This window comes from Vibrio sp. TH_r3 (assembly GCF_033101115.1).
Classification (GTDB): Bacteria; Pseudomonadota; Gammaproteobacteria; order Enterobacterales; family Vibrionaceae; genus Vibrio.
Map to the genome: position 1 here is coordinate 1 of NZ_JAWMPW010000027.1, position 22,583 is coordinate 22,583.

General features: G+C 38.0%; 18 protein-coding genes. 12 read left to right on the top strand and 6 right to left on the bottom strand.

Going from position 1 to position 22,583, the window contains the following annotated elements; genetic code table 11:
* Nucleotides 1-270: 270 nt before the first annotated feature.
* Nucleotides 271-1,638 (top strand): glycerol-3-phosphate transporter, encoded by a 1,368-nt coding sequence (gene glpT / locus R3X26_RS16290; RefSeq protein WP_317718391.1) that lies wholly within the window; start codon nucleotides 271-273, stop codon nucleotides 1,636-1,638.
* 124 nt (nucleotides 1,639-1,762) lie between these two features.
* Here the strand turns inward: glpT and R3X26_RS16295 are convergent, their stop codons facing one another.
* Nucleotides 1,763-3,100: an MATE family efflux transporter gene (locus R3X26_RS16295; RefSeq protein ID WP_317718392.1), complete on the bottom strand. Its 1,338-nt coding sequence runs from the start codon at nucleotides 3,098-3,100 to the stop codon at nucleotides 1,763-1,765.
* Nucleotides 3,101-3,461: 361 nt separating this feature from the next.
* Here R3X26_RS16295 and R3X26_RS16300 point away from each other — a divergent pair, with 361 nt between their 5' ends.
* The 5 genes from R3X26_RS16300 to R3X26_RS16320 all read left to right on the top strand — a co-directional run bounded on the left by R3X26_RS16300 (nucleotide 3,462) and on the right by R3X26_RS16320 (nucleotide 11,265).
* Entirely contained in the window at nucleotides 3,462-4,829 is a 1,368-nt protein-coding gene (locus tag R3X26_RS16300) for a TolC family protein (RefSeq protein WP_317718393.1), read from the top strand.
* Nucleotides 4,826-6,070 carry an efflux RND transporter periplasmic adaptor subunit gene (locus R3X26_RS16305; protein WP_317718394.1) on the top strand — a complete coding sequence of 415 codons (1,245 nt, stop codon included), beginning with the start codon at nucleotides 4,826-4,828 and terminating at the stop codon, nucleotides 6,068-6,070. The genes R3X26_RS16300 and R3X26_RS16305 overlap by 4 nt, the downstream gene beginning before the upstream one ends.
* 5 nt (nucleotides 6,071-6,075) lie before the next feature.
* The gene (locus R3X26_RS16310; RefSeq protein ID WP_317718395.1) at nucleotides 6,076-9,231 is read left to right on the top strand and encodes an efflux RND transporter permease subunit; all 3,156 of its coding nucleotides are present in this window, start codon (nucleotides 6,076-6,078) and stop codon (nucleotides 9,229-9,231) included.
* Entirely contained in the window at nucleotides 9,225-9,893 is a 669-nt protein-coding gene (locus R3X26_RS16315) for a response regulator transcription factor (RefSeq protein WP_317718396.1), read from the top strand. The genes R3X26_RS16310 and R3X26_RS16315 overlap by 7 nt, the downstream gene beginning before the upstream one ends.
* Nucleotides 9,894-9,999: 106 nt before the next feature.
* Nucleotides 10,000-11,265, top strand: coding sequence for a HAMP domain-containing sensor histidine kinase (locus R3X26_RS16320; protein WP_317718397.1), 1,266 nt, complete (start codon nucleotides 10,000-10,002; stop codon nucleotides 11,263-11,265).
* A 26-nt stretch (nucleotides 11,266-11,291) separates the two neighbouring features.
* Here R3X26_RS16320 and R3X26_RS16325 read toward each other — a convergent pair whose 3' ends face one another.
* The 3 genes from R3X26_RS16325 to hisC form a co-directional block, all read right to left on the bottom strand.
* Nucleotides 11,292-12,923, bottom strand: coding sequence for a diguanylate cyclase (locus R3X26_RS16325; protein ID WP_317718398.1), 1,632 nt, complete (start codon nucleotides 12,921-12,923; stop codon nucleotides 11,292-11,294).
* A gap of 322 nt (nucleotides 12,924-13,245) precedes the next feature.
* The gene (locus R3X26_RS16330; RefSeq protein WP_317718399.1) at nucleotides 13,246-14,016 is read right to left on the bottom strand and encodes a transporter substrate-binding domain-containing protein; all 771 of its coding nucleotides are present in this window, start codon (nucleotides 14,014-14,016) and stop codon (nucleotides 13,246-13,248) included.
* A 19-nt stretch (nucleotides 14,017-14,035) separates the two neighbouring features.
* Nucleotides 14,036-15,139, bottom strand: a complete 1,104-nt coding sequence (gene hisC, locus R3X26_RS16335; protein ID WP_317718400.1) for a histidinol-phosphate transaminase — start codon at nucleotides 15,137-15,139, stop codon at nucleotides 14,036-14,038.
* 182 nt (nucleotides 15,140-15,321) lie between these two features.
* Between hisC and R3X26_RS16340 the strand changes: the two genes are divergently transcribed.
* The gene (locus R3X26_RS16340; RefSeq protein WP_317718401.1) at nucleotides 15,322-16,236 is read left to right on the top strand and encodes a LysR family transcriptional regulator; all 915 of its coding nucleotides are present in this window, start codon (nucleotides 15,322-15,324) and stop codon (nucleotides 16,234-16,236) included.
* 95 nt (nucleotides 16,237-16,331) lie between these two features.
* Here R3X26_RS16340 and R3X26_RS16345 read toward each other — a convergent pair whose 3' ends face one another.
* Both R3X26_RS16345 and R3X26_RS16350 read right to left on the bottom strand, forming a co-directional pair.
* Complete coding sequence (locus tag R3X26_RS16345; RefSeq protein ID WP_317718402.1) at nucleotides 16,332-16,808, bottom strand: hypothetical protein; 477 nt, start codon at nucleotides 16,806-16,808, stop codon at nucleotides 16,332-16,334.
* A 265-nt stretch (nucleotides 16,809-17,073) separates the two neighbouring features.
* A complete protein-coding gene (locus R3X26_RS16350) occupies nucleotides 17,074-17,946 on the bottom strand; it encodes a patatin family protein (protein WP_317718403.1) in 873 nt (290 codons plus the stop codon).
* 482 nt (nucleotides 17,947-18,428) lie between these two features.
* Between R3X26_RS16350 and R3X26_RS16355 the strand changes: the two genes are divergently transcribed.
* From R3X26_RS16355 to R3X26_RS16375, 5 genes are all read left to right on the top strand, one after another.
* A complete protein-coding gene (locus tag R3X26_RS16355) occupies nucleotides 18,429-18,761 on the top strand; it encodes a hypothetical protein (protein WP_317718404.1) in 333 nt (110 codons plus the stop codon).
* A 16-nt stretch (nucleotides 18,762-18,777) separates the two neighbouring features.
* Entirely contained in the window at nucleotides 18,778-19,521 is a 744-nt protein-coding gene (locus R3X26_RS16360) for an EAL domain-containing protein (RefSeq protein WP_317718405.1), read from the top strand.
* 739 nt (nucleotides 19,522-20,260) lie between these two features.
* Nucleotides 20,261-20,596 carry a helix-turn-helix domain-containing protein gene (locus R3X26_RS16365; RefSeq protein WP_317718406.1) on the top strand — a complete coding sequence of 112 codons (336 nt, stop codon included), beginning with the start codon at nucleotides 20,261-20,263 and terminating at the stop codon, nucleotides 20,594-20,596.
* A 14-nt stretch (nucleotides 20,597-20,610) separates the two neighbouring features.
* The gene (locus R3X26_RS16370; protein ID WP_317718408.1) at nucleotides 20,611-21,354 is read left to right on the top strand and encodes an EAL domain-containing protein; all 744 of its coding nucleotides are present in this window, start codon (nucleotides 20,611-20,613) and stop codon (nucleotides 21,352-21,354) included.
* Nucleotides 21,355-21,623: 269 nt separating this feature from the next.
* On the top strand, nucleotides 21,624-22,529 hold the full coding sequence (locus R3X26_RS16375; RefSeq protein ID WP_317718409.1) for a helix-turn-helix transcriptional regulator: 906 nt from the start codon (nucleotides 21,624-21,626) through the stop codon (nucleotides 22,527-22,529).
* The last annotated feature ends 54 nt before the right edge of the window (nucleotides 22,530-22,583 follow it).

The window sequence follows — 22,583 nt, forward strand, 5'->3', positions numbered from 1 at the left end:
CTTAAGTAATTGATATTTATTGTTTTTATTTTGTTGTAATAAATTAGAAATAAAAATGAAACGATAGTTAAGTGGTTTTAATGGAGTTAATTAGAACATTATGCTTAATTGTGATCTAAATACCATATATTAAAATATGTAAAAGAATGTTTAAAAAAATGTATGGATATCTCTTTTATAATTATTTTATGACATTAAAATGCGCGTTCACGCATTCTTTGTTTCGTAGTCTGCACGCCCAATCATCTAAAAATGAAAAAGGATAATGAAATGTTTGGTATATTCAAACCAAAGGAGCATATTGAACGCCTCTCTGGCGATCAAGTTGATTCCACTTACACACGCATGAGATGGCAACTTTTCTTAGGCATATTTTTCGGTTATGCCGGATATTACCTGGTTCGGAAAAATTTCAGTTTAGCGATGCCCTTTCTTATTGAACAAGGTTTTACTCGAGGACAGTTAGGGGTAGCACTTTCTGCCGTTTCTATTGCCTATGGATTATCTAAATTTTTGATGGGTAATGTTTCAGACCGCTCCAATCCGAGATACTTTTTAAGTTTTGGCTTACTTGCTTCCGCGGCAGTCATGTTTTGTTTTGGCTTTATGCCTTGGGCAACGCAAAGTATAGCCGCCATGTTTATTTTGTTGTTTTTAAATGGTTGGTTTCAAGGTATGGGGTGGCCAGCATGCGGCCGAACCATGGTGCATTGGTGGTCTCGTAAAGAACGTGGTGGATTAGTTTCGGTTTGGAATGTTGCACATAATGTTGGTGGTGGACTTATCGGCCCAATGTTTATTTTGGGTTTATGGCTGTTTAATGATGATTGGCATACCGCATTCTACGTACCTGCGTTTTTTGCCACATTAGTTGCTATTTTTATTTGGATTACATTGCGCGACACGCCACAATCTGTTGGTCTTCCACCAATTGAAGAGTATAAAAATGATTATCCGGATGATTATGATCCTTCCAATGAACAAGAGATGACCGCGAAAGAAATTTTCTTTAAGTATGTGTTCAACAACAAATTACTTTGGTCTATCGCGATCGCTAACGCATTCGTCTATTTGATTCGTTATGGTGTGCTTGACTGGGCTCCGACTTATCTTTCAGAAGCAAAAGACTTTAGTGTAGATAAATCATCTTGGGCTTACTTCCTTTACGAGTGGGCAGGTATTCCCGGTACGCTTCTTTGTGGTTGGATTTCTGATAAATGGTTTAAAGGCCGTCGTGCTCCCGCGGGAATTTTATTCATGTTACTGGTTACTCTAGCTGTTTTTGTATACTGGTTTAACCCTGCTGGTAACCCTGGTATCGATATGGCTGCATTGGTTGCGATTGGTTTCTTGATCTATGGCCCAGTAATGCTGATTGGTTTATACGCACTTGAACTTGCACCGAAAAAAGCGGCGGGTACAGCGGCTGGTTTAACTGGTTTGTTTGGTTATTTAGGTGGTGCAGTAGCCGCTAATGCAGTACTTGGTTATACGGTGGATCACTTTGGTTGGGATGGTGGCTTTATGCTACTGACGGCGTCTTGTGGTATTTCGATTCTTTGTCTTCTTTATGCCTATTTTGGTGAGAAAAAATTCCATAAAGAGAAGAAACTTAGAGAAGAAGCATTAGCACAATAATGCTGAGGTTAATTAGTTCGGTTAGGTATTAATGAACAATGTGTTAAACATACCTATGTAAAATAAACCAATCGATTAGATAAAAAAGCCATTGTTGGGTTAGCCAATAATGGCTTTTTACTGCTTATAATCCTGTCTGTTCATATCTATCTAAACGTCGACGCAAAGTGTTTCTAAATGGTTGAAATTTTAGTATTTCGTCAAACAATATAATACCAAATACTATGTATAATGGTGCGCCTAGATAAATCATTAGTGCACAGAGTGGCAAAGAGATGACCCACTGAGTGATAATGTTGATGCGCACAATCATATAACTATCGCCCATCGCTCGGATCATATTACCGCAGAACATATTGTTGGTGCGTATGAGTGGCAATACAATATAAACTGGAGCGATGGTTGCCAAGGCGATAAGTGTTTCTGAGGATAAATTTGGATACATCCATGGTGCTATTTCACTAAACATATAAAATATCAGCACAATGAACAGAGAAATAATGCGAGTTACCACTAAAGATTGTGCAACAAAAGGCGGGATCTGCCGTTGTTCTTTTTTGCCAATATGTTGACTAACTAGAATAGTACTGGCTTGTGCCCACGTATTAGCGAACATCGAGCCAATTTTAATCCATGGTAAAACTAGCGTTATCGCAGCATAAGCCGCCACGGATAGCTGAGCAAATAATACTTGGAATAACAATGTTCCTGTTAACAACACGATAAAATTAGCAACGATAGGAACGACTTCTTGAATATGCTCGATAATCGAAACTTTACTGATGATGTTAAACCCTGAAATGTGGCCTTTTATTTTCTCTTGATTTAATCTAAACGCTAGGTAAATAAAACGAATAACAATAGCGATGACACTTCCCCATGCTGCACCCGCAAGCCCAAGTTCAGGCGCACCCCATGTGCCGTAAATAAGGATAAAACTACATATAACATTACACGGAATCTCGATCATAAATCCATATAAAGGAATGCGAGTTTGTTTAGTTGAATTAAAATACACGACGACGACTTGTGAGGCTGATGAAAACAGCAGCAACAATAAAGATATATTTACGTAGCTTTTGGCATCTGCCGCAACCATTGGGTCATGGGCTATATAATCAATCAGCCAATCGTTGATTAAAATTAAACTGATCAACGCTGCAATTGAGAAGCTAAGATTGGTGACCCAAGCGGACGACATTACTAAACCGATATTATTTTTATTACCAGCCCCGACTGCTCTTGAGAGTACTAATTGAGTCCCATTCGCAATGGCAAACTGAATGCCAATGATGAAAGTGACAATCGCACCAGCAATTCCATAAGCCGCAACTGGCGATTCACCAAGTGACGCAATTAATAATAAATCAATAATACCAACCGATTGTAATAATATTGCGTTGCAGGTCATTGGCCATGCAAGCGAGGCGTTATGTAATAATGCTTTTTTAGAAAAATTCATAAATTGTTAGTTATGTCTGAAGAGATGAAAACATACGGTTTTGAGTAAGGAATAGAATAGAAAAACGACCTTCCGTTCAAGATCTTAGATACCGCTCTTACTCGAACACATTTAAAATATAATAATATTATATAACTCTGCTGTTGGATAATAAACGCTCAAGCTCTTGCTATTCGCTGATAAAAAATTTCTTTTGCAATCAAGATCACATTGAAACAGTCATTCAGTATCTTCAATCGCATAAAAATATGTTAGTTCTTCATAAACAACATAACTAATTAATGCCTAGTAACGCTTTCTTAACCCTCTCTTAACCATGTTTCTTTTATCCTGACGCAATTATTAACAGGAGAGGCGTAACATGTTGTCTTATCGAAAAATGAATCGTAGCTTTTTAGTGCTCGCTATTACGGGGTTAATGGGTTGCAGTTCATCATCAAATAATGATTTTGAAGAGCTTGCCAAGCAATCTCTTCAACAACAAATAGCATGGAGTGCCCAACAACCCGACGCAATTGAAGTGGTTCAATTGACCGAACTCATGAACATTCCAGAGTTAGATACCCTTATTAAGCAAGCCATGAAAAATAATCCCAGCTTGCAACAAACTCTAACGGCTCTGAAAATTGTTTATGCACAACGAGATGAAACCAATAGCGATAGAATTCCGTCCCTGACAGCAGGATACGATGCCAGTAAAGAAGAAGGCTCAGATTCAGAATACAGCGCCGATCTAACCGTCAGTTGGGAATTAGATTTATGGAATGAAATTGGCAATGAAACCAAAGCTGCGGACAAAGATATCGCTAGCAGTATCGCCACTTATCAAAGTGCGACAGACACGTTAGCCGCCAATATTATGCGTGCCTGGTTACAAATTAACTTGCAGAAGCAATTGGTTGATATCGAATTATTACGTCTAAAATTACTCGAAGATAACGAACAAATGATTTTAGAAAAATATCGTTCAGGTTTAGGCGATCTAGAAGACCTAGACACAGCAAAAACAGAAAGTGCCGCAACACGTTCTACACTGGCTGAATACACTGAACAATTGGCGCAAAATGAAAGAAGTTTGGCGTTACTACTGGGTAACGTTGGTGGTGAGCAAACTTTCAACGTTAGTTCTGAATTTCCACAAGTGATTACACCGCTTGTCTCTCTTCCTGAGCAAGATCTATCCAGACGTCCAGACTTACAAAGTGCTTTTTACGACCTAGAAGCAGAAGAGTTTAGAACCACTGCAGCATATAAAGCATTATTGCCGTCAATTAGTTTATCAGTTGCTTTGTCTGATACCGCATCCTCACCGACATCCGCCCTGTTTGCTAGTCCTCTATGGAGTTTACTTGGTCAATTATCCGCACCTATTTTAGATGGTGGTTATTTACAATCGCAAATTGATATCGCGGAGTTAACTACAGAGAACGCTTACTGGATCTACAAAGAAACACTACTTAATGCGGTAAATGAAGTTGAAAACGCACTGGGTCAAGAGAAGTCATTAGCTGAACAGCAACAGCACCTAGAAGTCGCTTTAGAAAGTGCTAAGAGAAGTTATGCTAATTACCAAGAAAAATATCGAGAAGGACTGGTTGATATTTCTGATCTCATTTCTGTCCAAACCAGTGGCTTTGACGTTAAAGCCAACCTAACCGAAGTGATTTATAACCGTTTAGTCAACCGCATTGATTTAGGCCTAGCGTTAGGCTTAGGAGTATCCTCATGAAACTAAAACCATTACCTATTCTTGTTACCCTCGCATCCTTGGCATGTTTAGCCAGTGCGGTTGCCTACAACCAAACCCAAATTTCCGTCAAAGCTTCTCATTCATTACAAGGACAGGCACCTCAACAAGCAGACCAATCTGCCGCTTCGTTACAGGGACAGGCACCTCAAGAAATGCTGTCTGCTAGTGCGCCAAGTGTTGTTGTACTTGAGGTTGAAGCTGACACCTATAAAGCACTTGTGAAAGGTTATGGTGAAGCGGTAGCGCATTACGCCATGACTTATAGTGCAGAAGTTAATGGCCGAGTCACCGAGATTAAAGATGAGTTTGCAACTGGGAAATTGGTTAAAGAAGGCCAAGTTTTAGCACAGTTGGAGAATACTTCTTATTTGCAAGCCGTTGCCGAGGCTAAGTCAAACTTAGCACAAGCGAAATTAGATTTACTTGAAGAGCAAAGAACAGGAGAACAAGCTCGGTTAGAGTGGCAACGTTCTGGGATCGAAGGTGAACCAAATTCACCTTTAGTGCTTCGTGAACCCCAGTTAGCGGTTCAGAAAGCAGCGGTAGAAAATGCCACCTATAGCCTTAAAAAGGCGCAACAAGATCTGGCTAAAACCATCATTAAAGCACCATTTGATGCCTTAATTGTTGAACGCAATATTCAACCTGGTAGTTACGTACAAGCGGGTACATCGCTTGCCGAATTATACAGTACCGATCGAGTTGAAATTGGTATTCCGTTATCAATGAAGCAGTGGCAATCTCTTCCACACCTGACTAATAGTGATTTAGCCAGCGATGAGGTAGCCAACCAAGACAATAAAACCTGGCCAGTAACCCTGTACAGTTCCGATGGTGAAAATAGCTGGCAAGGATACGTTAGACGCATTGAACAACATGTCGATACCACATCTCGTCAACGTTCATTGATTGTTGCAGTTGATCAACCATTCGAACAACCCGTCGCTTTACTTCCAGGAACGTTTGTCCAAGCCCATATTGAAGGCGCGGAATTGGATAACACATGGAAACTACCAGCATCAGCGATCTCGCAACAAGGCGATATTTGGTATTTAACCGACAATAATCAGCTCAGTAAAGTACCAGCGGAAAAAGTCTTCGAGAAGTCGAGTTCGGTTTATGTACAACCAATAGAAAATAGCCATTCGGCAAAAATAATCAAAAGGCCATTGAGCAATTACGTGGTAGGAATGCAGGTAGCACCTAAGGTGGAAGGATAATCCCGATGCAGAATTCTAACTCAAACCCAAGTGAAGGGATCATAGGCTGGTTTGCTCGCAACTCGGTTGCGGCTAACCTGTTGCTTATTGCCACAATTGTTATGGGTGTTTTCTCGTTAAACGAAATACGTAAAGAAGCGTTTCCCAGTTTAGCGCCAGATAAAGTAACTATCGCGGTCACTTATGATAGCGGCGACCCAGAGCAAGCAGAAAAAGGTATTGCGATAAAAATAGAAGAAGCGCTTGAAAGCTTAGCTGGCATCGACACTATTACATCAACCTCTAATGCCAGTGGTAGCTATGTTGTGGTTGAGAAAACCAATGACTACCAATTAGATACTCTATTTACCGATATTAAAACCAAAGTAGACGCTATTAACGATTTTCCTTCGGATGCAGAAAAACCCGTAATAGAAAAAGCCACTAGGCAAGATCACGCAATTTGGGTGCAACTGTATGGCGATGCCGATCGATCCACCTTTCAAGATCTTGCGCAGAATTTAAAAACCGATCTGCTTACGCAACCGGCTATTCGTGATTTAGAGATCAAAGCCACGGCCGATCCAATGATCTCTGTTGAACTCGATGAAGCGAAGTTGCAGGCTTATGGACTCACTTTGTCGGATGTGTCTGATGCGATCAATGCTGAATCATCCAGTTCTGTCACTACGAGTTTGCGTAACGATGAAAAAGTCGTCCGTCTTAAAGTTTCGCAACAAGCGTATCAACAGCAAGAGTTTTCAAGCATTCGTTTGCTTACTTTATCAGACGGTAGCAACATTTATCTGGGTGACATTGCTAACGTGCAAGAAACGTTTTCTGATGACACTTACACTTTGTCTCGCTACAACCAGCAAAGCGGAATGGCAATTGAAATTGTGATGGACGAATACGGAGACATTACCAAGATCGTCGATCAGGCCAATCAAGTGGTCGACAAATGGAATTCTGCCAATTATTTACCAGAAAATGTGCAACTCACCACCTGGTATGACTCAAGTACCATCATAAAAGATCGTCTTACTTTATTGGTGGAAAATGCGCTCTCAGGTATTGCCCTTGTGTTCATTATTCTGGCAATTTTTTTAAACTTAAGGGTCGCCTTCTGGGTTGCGGCTGGTTTGCCATTCGTTTTTTTCGGTACGCTCTATTTTATGACCGACAACTTTGCAGGATTAACCATCAATGAGATGACCACTTTTGGTTTTATCATGGCGTTGGGTATTGTGGTGGACGATGCAGTGGTGGTTGGTGAAAGTATTTATACCACTCGACGTGAAGAGGGTGACAGCGTAAAAAGTACCATAAGAGGTACTTTAAAAGTTGCCGTTCCAACTATTTTTGGTGTTTTAACCACCGTGGCAGCTTTTGTCGCTATCTCCAACGTAGAAGGGCATTTGGGGGAAATTTACGCCCAATTTGGCACCGTTGTAATGATCTGTTTATTACTTTCTGTGGTTGAATCTAAACTCATATTGCCATCCCATTTGGCTCACTTAAACACTCATCGCGGTAACAAAAAAGGCATTTGGTCTAAGGTTCAGCATGGCGCAGATGCAGGGCTACAATGGTTTAGCAATCGAATTTACCGCAGAGCAATTCGCATAGCACTTGAATATCGCTATGCAGTCTTGGTGCTATTTTTATCTCTTTTTGTTTTAGTTGTTGGCATGCCAATGACCGGAAAAGTGCGAGTCTCATTCTTCCCAGATATTTCTGGCGATACCGTTCGTGGTGAAATATCCATGTACGACGACGCCAGTTTTGGCCAAACAGAAGCGGGCCTATTGCAGCTTGAAAGCAGCGTGATCGCAGCCGATGCCAACCTTATTGCTCAATATGGTCAAGCAGAGAGTGAAATTCTTAACCTACAAGTTATAGCAGAAAGTGACGATAGCGGGACAGTCACCGTAGAACTAGACAGTGATAGCGTCTACGACCCAAATGAATTGCTTACTGAATGGAAAAAGCTGGCAGGCAATCCAGAAGGCGTTAAAAAACTCAGTATTGAAGCGAAAAAGTCCATGGGTGATACCTTTAAAGTTGAACTAAAAGCGTGGGATACCGAAACCGTCTTCGCAGCAGGTGCTGCGATGAAAGCGAAACTTGAGAGTATTGCAGGCGTGAGTGGCATCGATGACAACATGAGTCCGGGCGAACCACAATATCGATTTGAACTTACCGAACAAGGGCGGTCGTTAGGCATTGATACATCAAGCCTCTCTTCACAAATCTTGCGCTCGTTTGGTGGTTCTACAGTGCAAAAATTTCAACGCGACAGTGATGAAGTAAAAGTGAAAGTGCGTTACCCGGAAGAACAGAGACAAACCTTAGCCGATATAATGGAGGCGCGTATTCGCACTGAAGACGGTACTGCTGTGCCTTTAAGTACGGTTGCTAAGGTTTACACTGAATATCAGCAGTCGGAAGTGACTCGTATTGATAATCTACGAGCGGTTTATATTACCGCGAGTGTTGATAAGCAAGTTGTTGCGTCTAACGAACTGGTACAGCAACTCAAAGCAGATTTAGTACCAAGTTTATTGGATCAATATTCTGGATTATCAATCGACTTTGCTGGTGAAGCGGAGCACCAAGCTGAAACGACAAACTCAATGAGTAGTATGTTTGTTATCGCGCTGATCGCCATCTATGCTTTATTGGCTATTCCATTACGATCTTATGTTCAACCAGTATTGATTATGATGGCCATTCCATTTGGTATTGTTGGCGCTATATTAGGTCATGTATTTAATGATCTTACTATTAGTATTTTATCGCTAAATGGCGTTTTGGCCTTAAGTGGTGTAGTGGTGAACGACAGCTTGTTGTTAGTCTCTCGATTTAACACCTTAGTTCGAGAAAAAAATATGCAGGTCAAAGATGCGATTTATGAAGCGTGTACGGGGCGATTACGGGCGGTGCTACTCACTTCATTTACCACCTTCGCGGGGTTAGCGCCACTATTAGGTGAAACATCGGTACAAGCACAGTTTCTTATCCCTGCTGCAGCGGCACTAGGTTATGGGATCATGTTTGCAACCTTAATTACTTTGGTGCTAATACCATCCCTGTTACTGATCAATCATGAAATTAGTACTATTTGTGGTAAGTTAGTCAACAAAATTTCACCGTCAAAGGAAGTGATAAACGAGTGTTAAATTTACTGTTAGTTGAAGACGATATCGATCTCGCTACAGCGGTGGTCGATTATCTAGAGCTTGAAGATATGCAATGCGACCATGCCGTGAACGGTGTGGTTGGCTTGAATCTCATTGAAAAGAACCAGTACAGCGTAATAATTCTGGATCTAAATTTACCGCAAATGCACGGATTAGCGGTGTGCGAAGCGATGCGAGCGCAAGGAATTGATACTCCAGTATTGATGTTGACCGCCATGGATACCCTAAATGACAAATTAACCGGCTTCTCTAAAGGTGCCGACGACTATTTGGTTAAACCATTCGCGATGGAAGAGCTGATTGTACGTATTCAAGCGTTAGCTCGTCGCCGAAGTGGTCAGGTCTCTTTATTAAAGGTTGCGGATATTGCTCTAGATTTAGAAAAAAAGCAGGCAAACAGAAATGACCAAGTTTTGAAATTATCACCAACGGCGATAAAAATATTGGAATTACTGCTGAGAAATAGCCCTAATCCGGTTTCTAGAGAACAAATAACCCGAGAAGTATGGGGTGATGATCAACCGGAAAGTAATAGTTTGAAAGTTCATATTTTTAATTTAAGAAAGCAGCTAGATTCAGCTGGAGAAAAAACATTGTTGCATACGATTCCTGGTTTTGGTTTTTCAATTGAAGATAAATAACCTAACCGCCTGTAAGTTATATTCTAACCACTGCAGATTTATAATCTAACGGTAAGCAATATAATGCCAAAAATCAGCAAAAAAGATAAAGGACAACGTACACCAAATGAAGATTAGACCAAGTCTTAAAATCCGATTTGTCGCAGGTATGATTTTACTGGCTTCAGTAATGACATTGTTCTTTTCCGTGTTGACTCTTGACTACTTTTTTCAAGGCATGGACAGAGGACAAGCACAAACCATGCGAGACTTTGCCAATGTAGAAGGGGTTCAAGAGGGACAGTTGCTAGATGTGATGGGTTATCAAGTGTCTGCTCGCTGGCAAGATATTCCACCTCGAGTTAAAGAGATGTTTGATAATAAACCGCCAGAGCAGCTTACTAAAATAGCAAAGCAAGCAAAAGGTGGTGGCTTTTTCTCGCCTCCGACAGAAATGTACTTCGTTATGAAAGCACTAAATCGTCAAGGAGAAGTACGTTATATTGCCAAATCCTTCTTGGCACTGGATGACCTAGAAGGCATTGAAGGTGAAAAACGTATTCGGCACTTAATCTGGCTTATTGTTGTGGCGATGAGTGTGATTGCGGCCTTCACATTTGGCTTGTTTTTTATGATAAGAAAAGTCACTCGTCCTGTAGAATCATTAAAAAACTGGGCTAAAGCATTAGATGAAGAGAGCCTCAAACAGCCGGCGCCCGATTTTCAGTATGGTGAATTGAATACCTTAGCCGATATTATTCAATCGAGTCTAAGTTCTGTTCAACAAAGTGTTGAAAGAGAGCAGCAGTTTTTAAGTCATGCCAGCCATGAGCTCAGAACCCCAATATCGGTCATTAGAGCCAATACAGAATTATTACAAAAGGTATGTACAAAAGAGCAGAGTAGTGCAAAACAAATTGCGATTTTAAAGCGAATAGACCGTGCAGGAAAAACTATGACTCATCTAACCGAAACATTGTTATGGTTAAGTCGTGATGATTCAAACTTGCCGCAAAGTGAAACAATAAATTTGCAAGATATGATCGATGAACTGGTAACGGAATTAGGATACTTGATCAAGGGCAAATCTATTGAGTTACATGTCGACACATCGGATTATGTTATCTCTAGTGCTGTAATACCTTGCCGAATTGTTTTAGCTAATCTTATTCGTAATGCTTTTCAACACACAACGGATGGAAAAGTCATTGTGATTCAGAATCAAGGCAGCGTCACTGTTACAAACAGTAGCCACTCTTCGACGGATGCTGAAACGGATCTCGGCTTTGGTTTAGGTTTGAGTTTAACTAAAAAATTAGCCGCCAGATATGGCTGGCAATACAGTAATCATCGCGATGAATATTTTTATACCGCACGAATTAAACTGGTTTAGTACGGTTTTAACTATTGGAGTTCATATTAATAACTGACTTTATCTTTACCTTCTTTTTTAGATTTATAGAGTAATTTGTCGGCTCTTATCATCGCTGAAGTCAGTTCTTCTTGTTGGCCTATTTCTATCGCCCCTATACTCGCGGTAATGGTCGGAATGTCCGGGGTAGAGGTAGATTTGACTTTAAGTTCATTAAGAATACGATTAGCAATGGTATTTGCTTGCCCTAGATTGGAATCGAGCAGCAAAATAGCAAATTCTTCGCCTCCAATTCGTCCCACAATATCGACCTCTCGAACAATAGAGGTGCATATTTTTGAGAAAAAGATTAAGGCTTTATCACCAATATCATGCCCATAGGTATCATTTACTGATTTAAAATTATCAATATCGACCATGAGCAAAGACAGGTTCTTATTAAACCTGTTCATTAATTTAAATTCACGAGTACTGCGTTCTAAAAAATACCTTCTGTTATACAGCGACGTTAAAGAATCTTCTCTGGCTAATTGAGTCAGTTTTTTCTCCATCAATTTATGTTGGTTGATATCGGTTGCAACCCAAACGACCCCTTTATCTAAGTTAGCAGGCGTTGCTGAATCGATCGCTTTACCAGATAAAGAGACCCAAATTGGTTGAGCGTTTTTGTCTTTAAGTTGATATTCAGTTTTAACGGTTTTATGAGTAATTAAATCTTGATAGTACTTTTCTGCAAATTGTGTATATGTCTGATGGTTTAAATGAATTTCTCTAGATGATTTTCCGATCCAATCTTCAGGTGCACTAAACCCTATCATATCAACAAAGGTTTGATTTACTTTTTGAATAATTCGATCTTTGCCTAATACTAAAATTCCGACTAAAGCATTGTGGAAGATTATCTCTAGCTCATTGTAGGCCTCGAGCATCTTTTTTTCTGCTTGTTTAATTTCCGATATATCATCAATTACCCAAGCGATGCCTTCTTCTAGTTTAGGTGGCTCATCAGTACTAATTAAGCTGCCAGATACGCGAACCCAAATTCTAGAACCATCTTTTTTGGCCAGTTGGATCTCTCTGATCGATTTTTCTCGTTTCATTAACGAAGATGAATATAAGTGTGTAAATTCATCATATATCGATTGAGAAATGTGCAGATCTGCCATGTTCATGCCAATTAGTTCATTAGGGTCATCATAGCCAACAATATTCGCCGCGACTTGGTTTAGCTTTTCTACATCTCTATCTTTATTTAATACGACTATGCCTGAAACATTGTTATTAAATATTGATTCTAAAATCTTGTTTTGCTGTTCTAATTGCTGTTGAACTTTTTTAATTTCAGAGATATCTCGGCAGGTGCTTATACGTACGTTTTGACCATTGTAAACCGTATATTGGCCTTGGATCATAGCGTAAAAAATAGAGCCATCTTTACGTACTAATCTTATTTGATAAGGTTCTGTGTGCCTGTCACTTATCGTTTGGTTTATTAAGGGTATATCCTGTTCAAAAACTAGAAAATACAGACTGCGGCCAATAAACTCTTGTCGCTGATACTGGAAAATACGGGTTGCCGCATCATTAACGTGGATACAAATACCATTCTCATCGAAAATAAACATTGGTTCCAATGACCATTTTGAGAAAATGGTGTTACTTACGAGTTCATCATGCATTTGGGACATTTAACCATAAATTGAATATGCGAATACGACTTGAGCGTTAACTTAACTCATTATAGTTAGTTTAGAATGGTTTATGAGTTTTTGTTCATAATTGGCGGGTTTTTACTAATTTTGACAGTTTATTAACTTAACAATGAGAGCAATTTATCTATTTGTTACAACGTTGGGAGAATTATCTGATTAATGATGAGATTGTGGCGTAGAGAGTAGACATTGAAACTGATAGATAAAATAATGCATACCGCCAAATAAAGCCGATATGCACAGTTATAATTAGCAAAAATAGAGTCAAATCTGCATAGAGTATGTCAGATTATTTTTCTCCGTAGATATCGAAGTTAAAATACTTAGCAGCAATTTTATCGTATGTGCCGTTTTCTAGTATAGTTGCAATCGCTTGGTTAAATTTTTCTGCTAATTTAGTATCTTGTTTTCTTAATGCTAAAGCCGTTCCTTTACCAACATAAGCCTCATCAGTGACCACTTCACCTTTAAATTCAAAATCTGCACCCAGGGCTGTCTCTAAAAATGCTAATGATAACTGATCGGTATTACCGAATGTCACATCTAGACGTTTGTTACCCATATCAATATACACTTCATCTTGACCTGAATAACGTTTAATCTCGGCAACATCATCAAACATATCCGTTACATAGCGGTCTGCTGTCGTTCCTCGTTGAACACCAATTACTTTACCTTTTAGGCCTGCTTTGTCCATAGTGAAATCGCTAGATTTTGGCGCGACAAATCCTGCTGGTGTTTGATAATATTTATTCGTGAACAGTACTTTTTTCTTACGTTCTTCGGTAATTCTCATTGAAGCCATAATCACATCAGATTTACGTGCGATGAGACCAGGGATCAATGCATCCCAGTTTTGCGCTACCCAAACACATTCTAGTTCAGCTTCCGCACATAACGCATCCGCAATTTCGATATCAAAACCGACAGGCACGCCATCACTGTTTTTATAATTAAATGGAGGGTAAGTAAAATCGGAAGCTAGACGGACTTCTTTAGCTATAACAGAAGTACACATTAAACTTGCAACACAAGTGATAACGGACAGTAATTTTTTCATTGGTGTTTCCTTCCTTGAATCATAGTTCTGTAGAGTTGTTTAGTTGCAGAAGTAGCGTTGTGACTTCATGCATTGTTTGCGGTGTTCCGATGGTAATTCTTACACAATCAGAAAGAGCGGGCTCATGACTTTGATTGCGAGTCACTATGCCTTGATCTAAAAGGTATTGGAACAAGTTAATAGATGAATCAGTTTTGATTAATACAAAATTTGTTGCCGATGGATAGATAGTTTCTATCCATTTCAGATGACGAATCGAGTCGATAAACTTTTCTTTAGTCGCATTGAGTTCATCTACTCGTTGTCGCATTTTTAACAAGCCATCGTTAGACAAAGCTTGCAGAACAATATGCGATGATGAATCTGGCATCGGATAAGGTGGAATAAGTTTTTTTAAGTAACCCATTATTTCGGGATTGGTCAGAATAAAACCACAACGGACCGCAGCTAAACCGAAAGCTTTCGACAATGTTCTAATCACAATTAAATTAGGATATTGTTCAATTAATGTAACTAAATTGCTTTCAATTTCAAAATCAATGTAGGCTTCATCCACCACAACTAACGCACTATCACTGGTTTTCTCAAGTACTTCAATTATGGTTTCTTTTGCTAATAAATTGCCCGTCGGGTTATTGGGTGAACATAAAAAAACCACATTGGCTTCTGTTGCTTTGCTCGCGATTTCATCCACATTTAAGGTGAAAGAGGGCAGCGACAACGGTACATCAATCGTGCCTACTGTAAACGCATCTGCACAAAATTCATACATGGCATAAGTTGGCGAGCAAATCAGGATTTTATCTTTAGCGGGTTGACAAAATGTTCTTATGATCAAGTCTATTGCTTCATCTGCACCTCTTACTGCAAGCGTCGGAACCGACGTGTTGCAATACTGTTGATAAGCAGTAGCAATATCAGTAGGCAAAAAATCAGGATAACGATTATAATCAGAGAGCGTATTTTGGTCATTGTTATCGACTATGCTGCTATAGGCGATAGGCTGTTCCAGTTCATTGGCGTTCAGCCATAACCGTCCACTGCCACCTATTCTTCTAGCTGACTGATAAGGTATTAGTTTTTTTATCGCCTCTGGTGCTAATCTATCAACTAACGTTGTCATTATGCCTCTCTATTTTGGTCGATATGTATTTCAGTCTTGATTTTTTATGCCTTTAAATTGCTAAAATATTCGAAAACCGGCTAATGCTTTGCATAAAATCCATTCAAACAAAAAAAGCCTGTCGAAAAAAACGAAATAAATGCATACTAGTTATGAGAAAAAAACATAGCTTGAGGCTAATAATGCACAATCGACCTTCTTTTACCAATCGACTCCCTTCAACTAAAAGTTTGCAAATATTTTTAGTCACCGCTAGGCAGTTAAACTTAACTCGTTCGGCTGAAATATTAAATATCACTCAAGGTGCAGTTAGTCGACAAATAAAAATGTTAGAAGAACGGTTAGAAACGCAATTGTTCCATCGCAGAGCACGTGGATTAACATTGACTGAGCAAGGAGAAACATTTATCCCACATGCAGAAGAGATTATTGCCCGTATACGTAAAGCCGTGTTAGATATGTCCAGCCATTCGGAAACAATCAAGTTGAACGCGCCAAGCTGCATCACCTCTTGGTTGCTACCAAAATTAATGGAATTTCAAAAATATTACCCTGATATAAAAGTCGAACTCACTTCAACCATTACTCATTTTGTTGCACCTGACTTTGATGTCTTTGACGCGACTATTATTTATGGTCAAGCATCAAAATCATCCCTAACGGAATCTCAATTGTTATTCCAAGAACAGCTGTCACCAGTTTGCACTCCAAATATAATGCAACAAATTAACGCGCCAAGAGTCGAGACGTTAGAACCCAATGAGCTAGAAATACGCATCGCTCAATTTACTTGGCTACACGCAAATGTAGAACAAACGGATTGGAAAACATGGCTAAATCATTGGCAAATAAAAGGGATATCAAGTAAAAATAACCAACACTTTCAGACATTAGATCAAGCAATGAATGCGGCAATTCAAGGATTTGGCATTGCCATCGGTGATATCAAATTAGCCGAGCAGGATTTAAAAGCAAAACGTCTGGTTAGACTTTACGATGAAGTTGTATCAACCGGTATGGGGTACTTTTTGGTTCAACCAAAAAATATTCAACATCCATTACTGCCTAAATTATTAGAAATGCTAACCGCACAATAGTGATTTTACACTGTAAATTTTGCTGACAATCAAATAGCGTTAATCATCATTACTCTGTGATATTAAGTCAAACAATATAAAATACAACATATCGCCTATTTCAAATTTATGCACAAAGTAGAGGTAAAAGAGTCATTCTTTACTATTGTTTTAGTTACTTGATTACATACTGGTACGTCGCGTTCTAGGGTGAAATTAACTTGATATATGATATCTTCAGGTGAACCTTTAAAGACAATCGTGTTTACATCCGTTGATGATAATAAGGTTGGTTGCCCCATATACTCAAGCGTAAATCGATATAAGTCTTGGCTAGAGTCCAGAAGCTGACTGTGTAGCGTTAATCCATAAGTGACCAACTTTGTGACAGGTACTGTCGATTCTTCTATATTTTGTAATTCAGTCAGCATAGTCACCGAATGAAGCGACTGATAGATCAATTGATCTTGTTCCGTCATCGAATTTTTCACATCATCAATATTAGGTAATAAAACATCTGATTCATATCTTTCGCCATTCCCTACATCAAAAGTAACATGAGCAATTCCTGCCGCGTTGCCTAAAGGGGACACACACCATATTAACCCCAGTAAAAACACTCGATTTAGAGAAGATAGGCACCTTAGTATAGTTTGTTGTGAGGGATAAATTGAGCCTTTTAACTGTGATAAAAAAGGTTGATGTGAATGAAAAGTAGAGGTCATTTAAGTTTAAGTCCAAATTTAAATTTACCCTGAACTTTGAACTGGGATTGTGAAGTAATAATGGAGAAATAACGGAGTAAGGTATAAAGTGAGCAGAATCGTTTAACTTGTTGGTCCGATTCTGCCAGTGTAGCTAAAAACAAAAGTGACAGTTTTCACTATCTAGACCATATATCCCATTCTTTATCGATAAATGTTCCTCGCCGGCTTTTTTACCCAATAGGTAACCATGGTCAAGAATGTCTTTATTCATTGTCATTCGTTTAACTTTAAAAGTCTCCGGAGGCGCTATCACCCGCACGGTTGCATCTTTAGGTGGGTTTCTAATGAAGTTCAAAGATTGATTGTAGTTATCCGCGCGCACCAGCATTGATTCAGCGATATTGGGGTATTTAGATAGCAACTTTTTCATCAACCACGGATATTTTGTTGCTTTCATTTGGTAACTTAAAGGATGAGATAAAATAACAGTAATATCACGAGCTCCGCGCCTATAAGCCTCTCTAACCGGTATAGAATCAGCTACGCCGCCATCGGTATAGCAGCCACCAGAGAAACAAGGTGTTTTTCGGTAAACGATAGGAAGTGCAGTTGTTGCTTCAATAATGTCTTCAAGTGTCTCTGGTTTAATTTCGTAGTAATCAGCATTTCCTGTATCTATATTTGTGACGGCTGCATACATTGGAATACTGTCAAATAGTTGCTGATAGTTTAGTGGATGTCGTCTATTCGATTCTTGTAACAGCCATTTTACATCAACAAGGTTACCTCCCTTAGCAAAACGTGTCGGATTGTAGAACTCTTTATTCGTAGCTAATTGGGTGATGACTTCATAGCTACGTTGCGGAGAGTGTGAAAGATAGCCAATAAGATTAGAAGCCCCAGCTGATACACCAATAGTAAAATCGTAAGGTAGGTAATCTTTTTCCATAAAAGTGTCTAAAACTCCACTGGCAAAAATTCCTCGCATTGCACCACCTTCAACGATTAATGCATTTTTTTTCATGTTTCGTTCCAATTCGTACATTAACTATGTCGCTAGATTAAACAAACTTTGACTTAAGTTTAAATCGATTACTCCTATCTTTTTAATAGTTACACTCTATTCATGTTCGTCTATTGTCGACTTAATTAAATAAATCACAGTTGAATATAATAATTTAACCTAAACATTAAAATAATAAAATTTATTATTTTAATGAGATTTTTTATATATTAGCCATGACTAAATAATATGTTTAATATAAAACAGTACGCAGTCATCTAGTTTTTTAATGTGTTATTTTTTATTTCTAATCATAAGCTTATATTACAACCAATTATTTTTATTAAAATATATATAATTATGATTATTGTATTACAATTATATATATTGTTTCTGTTTTTTATATTGTTAATTAAATATCATAATAATAAATATTATTAAATATACGTATTGAATAAAAAGTCGTATATTGATTTTAATAGTTAACAACATTAAGGATTGTGATGGAAAAGTGTTTTTTTGAAGATTGCCAAGAATGTATAAAAAATGATCATAAATATACAGATCATAGTCCAGTAAAACTAAGAGAAAATTGCGGAGCATCGAATAAACATCAAAGGCTTTTATGTTTTTTAGGCTCAAAAGGAGAGGGGTTTGTTTTTTCAACCGAAGAAATAAAAGAATTTGTTTGGCCTAATAGTATAGTCGGTGAGAGTAGTGTTCCTCAACTAGTACACCATGCCAAGAAATTTTTATTCGATGAGTATGACATTGTTTGTATTAGAAAACGGGGTTATTTGTTAATTACCCCGAATGGTAATATTCGTAAGACTTAGTAAGGGGTACTAAAAAATGAGTTGTAAAGAGCTGTATTTAGCCTTAGACGTTGATGGTTATGAGTCTTCGGTTAACGTGGACTACAAACTAGAATCAATAGTAGATTTTGACAAAAATATCATAGGATATGAATGTCTAGTGAATGCCCGTCGGTTAACTTTGGAAGAAATTAAAGTTATCTTTTATAAAGAGTTCAGCCTGCCATTTTTATTTATGAACCTGATGAAAAGAATAAAATATGATTTAAAAAACAACCAAAGAGATGGACTGCATTGCTTATTAAAAAATAGAAAATTATTCATTAATATAGAAAGAAGTTGCGTTTGTAATAGAGTAATTATCAACGAAATTATTCATTTTAAGAAATATCTAATGACATTGAATATTGAACTTGTTTTAGAAGTGACTGAACGTGAAGCTAGTGTTTGTTGGGCTTGTTCAGAGATCTATTCTGGATTAAGCGAGTTATCAAAAAACCAGGTCTTATTAGCCGTTGATGATTATGATATTTATAATGGAGACTTTCGATCCTCAGAGCTGTCTATATACAATTATATAAAAATAGAAGTACCAAAAAATGAAAATCAATACCAGCAATTGGATTCATTCATAAGAAATTCACAAAGTACGCTTAATATCGTGATAGAAAGAATCGAATCACAAGCTGAGCTTACGAGAGTAACCCAAAAAGGCATTGCTACGAGTTTGAGAGGATTTCAAGGATTTGTGTTTGGTAAGCCGTTACCAATTAATATTTAATCCTTGGCGCTGTTAATCAATTGTTTTTACGATCGTTACAATGCTTTGGTTTTCTAAATTATGTGCTTAACTTTTCTAGTCAATTCAGCATCGCTTTCAATAAGAAATTTAGCAATCTCTTTGTATTTCTAAGGTAAGCCATTGTCAAAGCAGTTTGATTGGATTTGTCTCACTATTCGTATATTAATCCTAATCTATGAAGGTTTTAATCGAGTCTTGGTGTCTTCTTTCTTCAGCAAAAATCACACCTGCAGGTATGACCTTAGTGATTTTTCGTATCCATATTTTCACCACTTTCAAGTAGCAATTTGACAGCATTCGAGTTATCTAAATCGATATGCTTTTTATTGTAACGATCAAAGGCGCCTGTCTTTGATATCTTTAGCCCTTATATCCCCAGAGGTAAAGTTTGCCTTAGGTCTATTAAAAATTTACTAATAGCGATATAGCCTTAAGAGAGAGCCAACAATCAACATTGGTTTATGAGAAAGGTATGTTTTACTTCGGCTTTCTTGCACTATTATCATGTAGCGCGTTATTGATTTTATTAAGGCAATTTTACTCGTTCACTCTTATTACTCTATATCGATAAACAGACTAGGCATCGTGTTTATTTTTTTTGTCATGATTGCCTAATGTATTATTTAGCCGAGACGAATACAATGATTCCATCTTGTAATAATAATTATTAAATACAAGCTCTAATAAAAAATATTAATTATATCCAAAGGTGAGAGTTATGAAAAATAAATGTTTATTTGATAATTGTATTGAATGCATAGAAAACAACAATAAAAATAACAATATCAGTTCGATTGAATTGAAAGAAACGGTGAGTCTATCGAATTTTCATCACAGACTACTCTGTATTTTATCTTCTCAATCGTCAGGTGCTATATTTTCTGTTGAAGATATAAAAGAGTTCGTTTGGCCTCGCAGTATCGTTGGGGACAGTAGTGTACCTCAGCTCATTCATCACGTAAGGAAGTTATTACCCGAGGGGTACGATATCGTTTGTATCAGAAATCGTGGTTATTTATTGATTTCACCAAATAACACAATATTCAATGCCTAATAAGGACGATAACGATGAGCTGTAAAGACGTTTATACTAAATTAAATAATACTAGCTATAAATCTATGGTTAATGTTGGATATAAATTAGAATCGATTGTTAACTCAAACAAAGGTATTATCGGCTATGAGTGTTTGATTAATGTTAGCCAATTATCTGTCACAGATGCACTACGTATTTTTGAGGTGGAATTTAATGCACCGTTCTTATTTTTAAATTTATTGCAAAGAATAACGAATGATTTAAAAGCAGATAATAATGGTGAGCTTCAATCTTTATTAACTGATAAAAAATTATTTATTAATATTGAACGAAGTTGTGTGTGTAACCGAGTGGTAATCAATCAAATTGTTCATTTTAAAAATCATTTAAAAGATCTAAATATCGAACTGGTTCTAGAAGTCACCGAACGTGAGCTGAGTATATGCTCGGCGTGCCAGGAGATCTCGTCAGGGTTACTTGAACTGTCTATCAATCAGGTCAACCTTGCTGCCGACGATTATGATGTGTATGCAGACGATTTTAGAGCAGCTGAATTGTCTGTATACGATTATGTAAAAATAGAAGCGCCAAAAACCGATTATGAATATGAACAGTTGAAGTCATTTCTACAAATATCAAACAATAAGTTCAATATAATTATCGAACGAGTCGAATCGCAAGCGGTATTTAATCGTGTTTGTAACGCAGAGATAGCGGCGCGCTTACAAGGTTATCAAGGCTACACATTTGGAAAATCAGTCGCGTTAAATATTTAATCCGCCGTTCTGGTTTAGCTTACAGCGTATTGATTATTTTAGTTAATTTTGTCTTCATTGCTATTTATAAGCTATTGTAAACTTATAAACTATTGTAATTTTATAAACCATTGTAAATTCATGAGCTATTGTAATTTTATAAACCATTGTAATTTTATAAATGACAGTGATTATGTAAACGACTGTCACTATATAAACGATTGTTACTATATAAACAATTGTAATAGCGTAGAAATAATTTAAACGCCTGAATTGGTTAAGCGGTGCATATGGAATTTAGCCAGGTTTTAAACGACTACAGAGCCTCACAGGCGATGAGTCAGGGGGATGTAGTCGAATTACTGTCTAAAGACAGCTTATTCGCCAATTTAGATGTGAATACCTACAGCCGCTGGGAGAGGGGCAGTACCGCGCCGAACTTAACCAAAACGGTAAAAATACTCTATTTGTTAAATCAGCAGGATGCGATTCAACAGGCAATGTTTGCCAGCTTGAATCAAAAACGCATCGAGCAACTAGAAGCAATGATTGATAAGCGTTTCAGTCCACAGCATCCGGGGTTGTCTACGCCGTTTATCGACGCTTTAGATCCAACTAAGACCAAAATAAGCCGATTAACTGAACAAGATGTACAGCGTTACAGCCTTATTCATTCACGTTGTTTCGACGAACCTCTCGCGTCGAACTTTAATACACAAAATATGCAAGGTATCGAGTTATGTGAAATGTTCGATGTGAATGAGCAAATAATTGGCCATATTATTTATCAAATTGTACCGTTAAATGTTTGCCTTGCCAATTATTCCGACCTATTGCAACAGGCTCCGCGAGGGTTTTGGCACAATGCGTTGCAAGAAAATAGTCAGTGTTTACATATTATGTCGGAATATTCCAGCAGCACAGAAGCGTTTATGTATCGACACAAAATTCACAAAGATATCTTTTTGCAGAATCGATTAAAAATAGGGTTATCGAAAATGTACGATCTGGCTATTTTTCAGGCCGCAGACAAGCGCGATTCTTTTGTGTTTGAAAAAGGCCCCGCTTTTGCTAAAGGCATCCGTTGGTCGAATGGTCGCTATCGCTGGATCAAAGCCCTGCATCGGTTGGATCAAATACTGCCTTGGGAACTGTTTTGGTTATGGGATAAGACCAATCAGAAGCAAAGCAAATAGCACAAAGCGGATAATGTTGTTATTAAACAGTATCCGCTTTGCTTATAGCTAAAT

Bases quoted from the DNA above. Each gene is read 5' to 3' on its own strand.
- glpT (WP_317718391.1), top strand. From the start codon at position 271: ATGTTTGGTATATTCAAACCAAAGGAGCATATTGAACGCCTCTCTGGC.
- R3X26_RS16295 (WP_317718392.1), bottom strand. From the start codon at position 3,100: ATGAATTTTTCTAAAAAAGCATTATTACATAACGCCTCGCTTGCATGG.
- R3X26_RS16300 (WP_317718393.1), top strand. From the start codon at position 3,462: ATGTTGTCTTATCGAAAAATGAATCGTAGCTTTTTAGTGCTCGCTATT.
- R3X26_RS16305 (WP_317718394.1), top strand. From the start codon at position 4,826: ATGAAACTAAAACCATTACCTATTCTTGTTACCCTCGCATCCTTGGCA.
- R3X26_RS16310 (WP_317718395.1), top strand. From the start codon at position 6,076: ATGCAGAATTCTAACTCAAACCCAAGTGAAGGGATCATAGGCTGGTTT.
- R3X26_RS16320 (WP_317718397.1), top strand. From the start codon at position 10,000: ATGAAGATTAGACCAAGTCTTAAAATCCGATTTGTCGCAGGTATGATT.
- R3X26_RS16325 (WP_317718398.1), bottom strand. From the start codon at position 12,923: ATGCATGATGAACTCGTAAGTAACACCATTTTCTCAAAATGGTCATTG.
- R3X26_RS16330 (WP_317718399.1), bottom strand. From the start codon at position 14,016: ATGAAAAAATTACTGTCCGTTATCACTTGTGTTGCAAGTTTAATGTGT.
- hisC (WP_317718400.1), bottom strand. From the start codon at position 15,139: ATGACAACGTTAGTTGATAGATTAGCACCAGAGGCGATAAAAAAACTA.
- R3X26_RS16340 (WP_317718401.1), top strand. From the start codon at position 15,322: ATGCACAATCGACCTTCTTTTACCAATCGACTCCCTTCAACTAAAAGT.
- R3X26_RS16350 (WP_317718403.1), bottom strand. From the start codon at position 17,946: ATGAAAAAAAATGCATTAATCGTTGAAGGTGGTGCAATGCGAGGAATT.
- R3X26_RS16355 (WP_317718404.1), top strand. From the start codon at position 18,429: ATGGAAAAGTGTTTTTTTGAAGATTGCCAAGAATGTATAAAAAATGAT.
- R3X26_RS16360 (WP_317718405.1), top strand. From the start codon at position 18,778: ATGAGTTGTAAAGAGCTGTATTTAGCCTTAGACGTTGATGGTTATGAG.
- R3X26_RS16365 (WP_317718406.1), top strand. From the start codon at position 20,261: ATGAAAAATAAATGTTTATTTGATAATTGTATTGAATGCATAGAAAAC.
- R3X26_RS16370 (WP_317718408.1), top strand. From the start codon at position 20,611: ATGAGCTGTAAAGACGTTTATACTAAATTAAATAATACTAGCTATAAA.
- R3X26_RS16375 (WP_317718409.1), top strand. From the start codon at position 21,624: ATGGAATTTAGCCAGGTTTTAAACGACTACAGAGCCTCACAGGCGATG.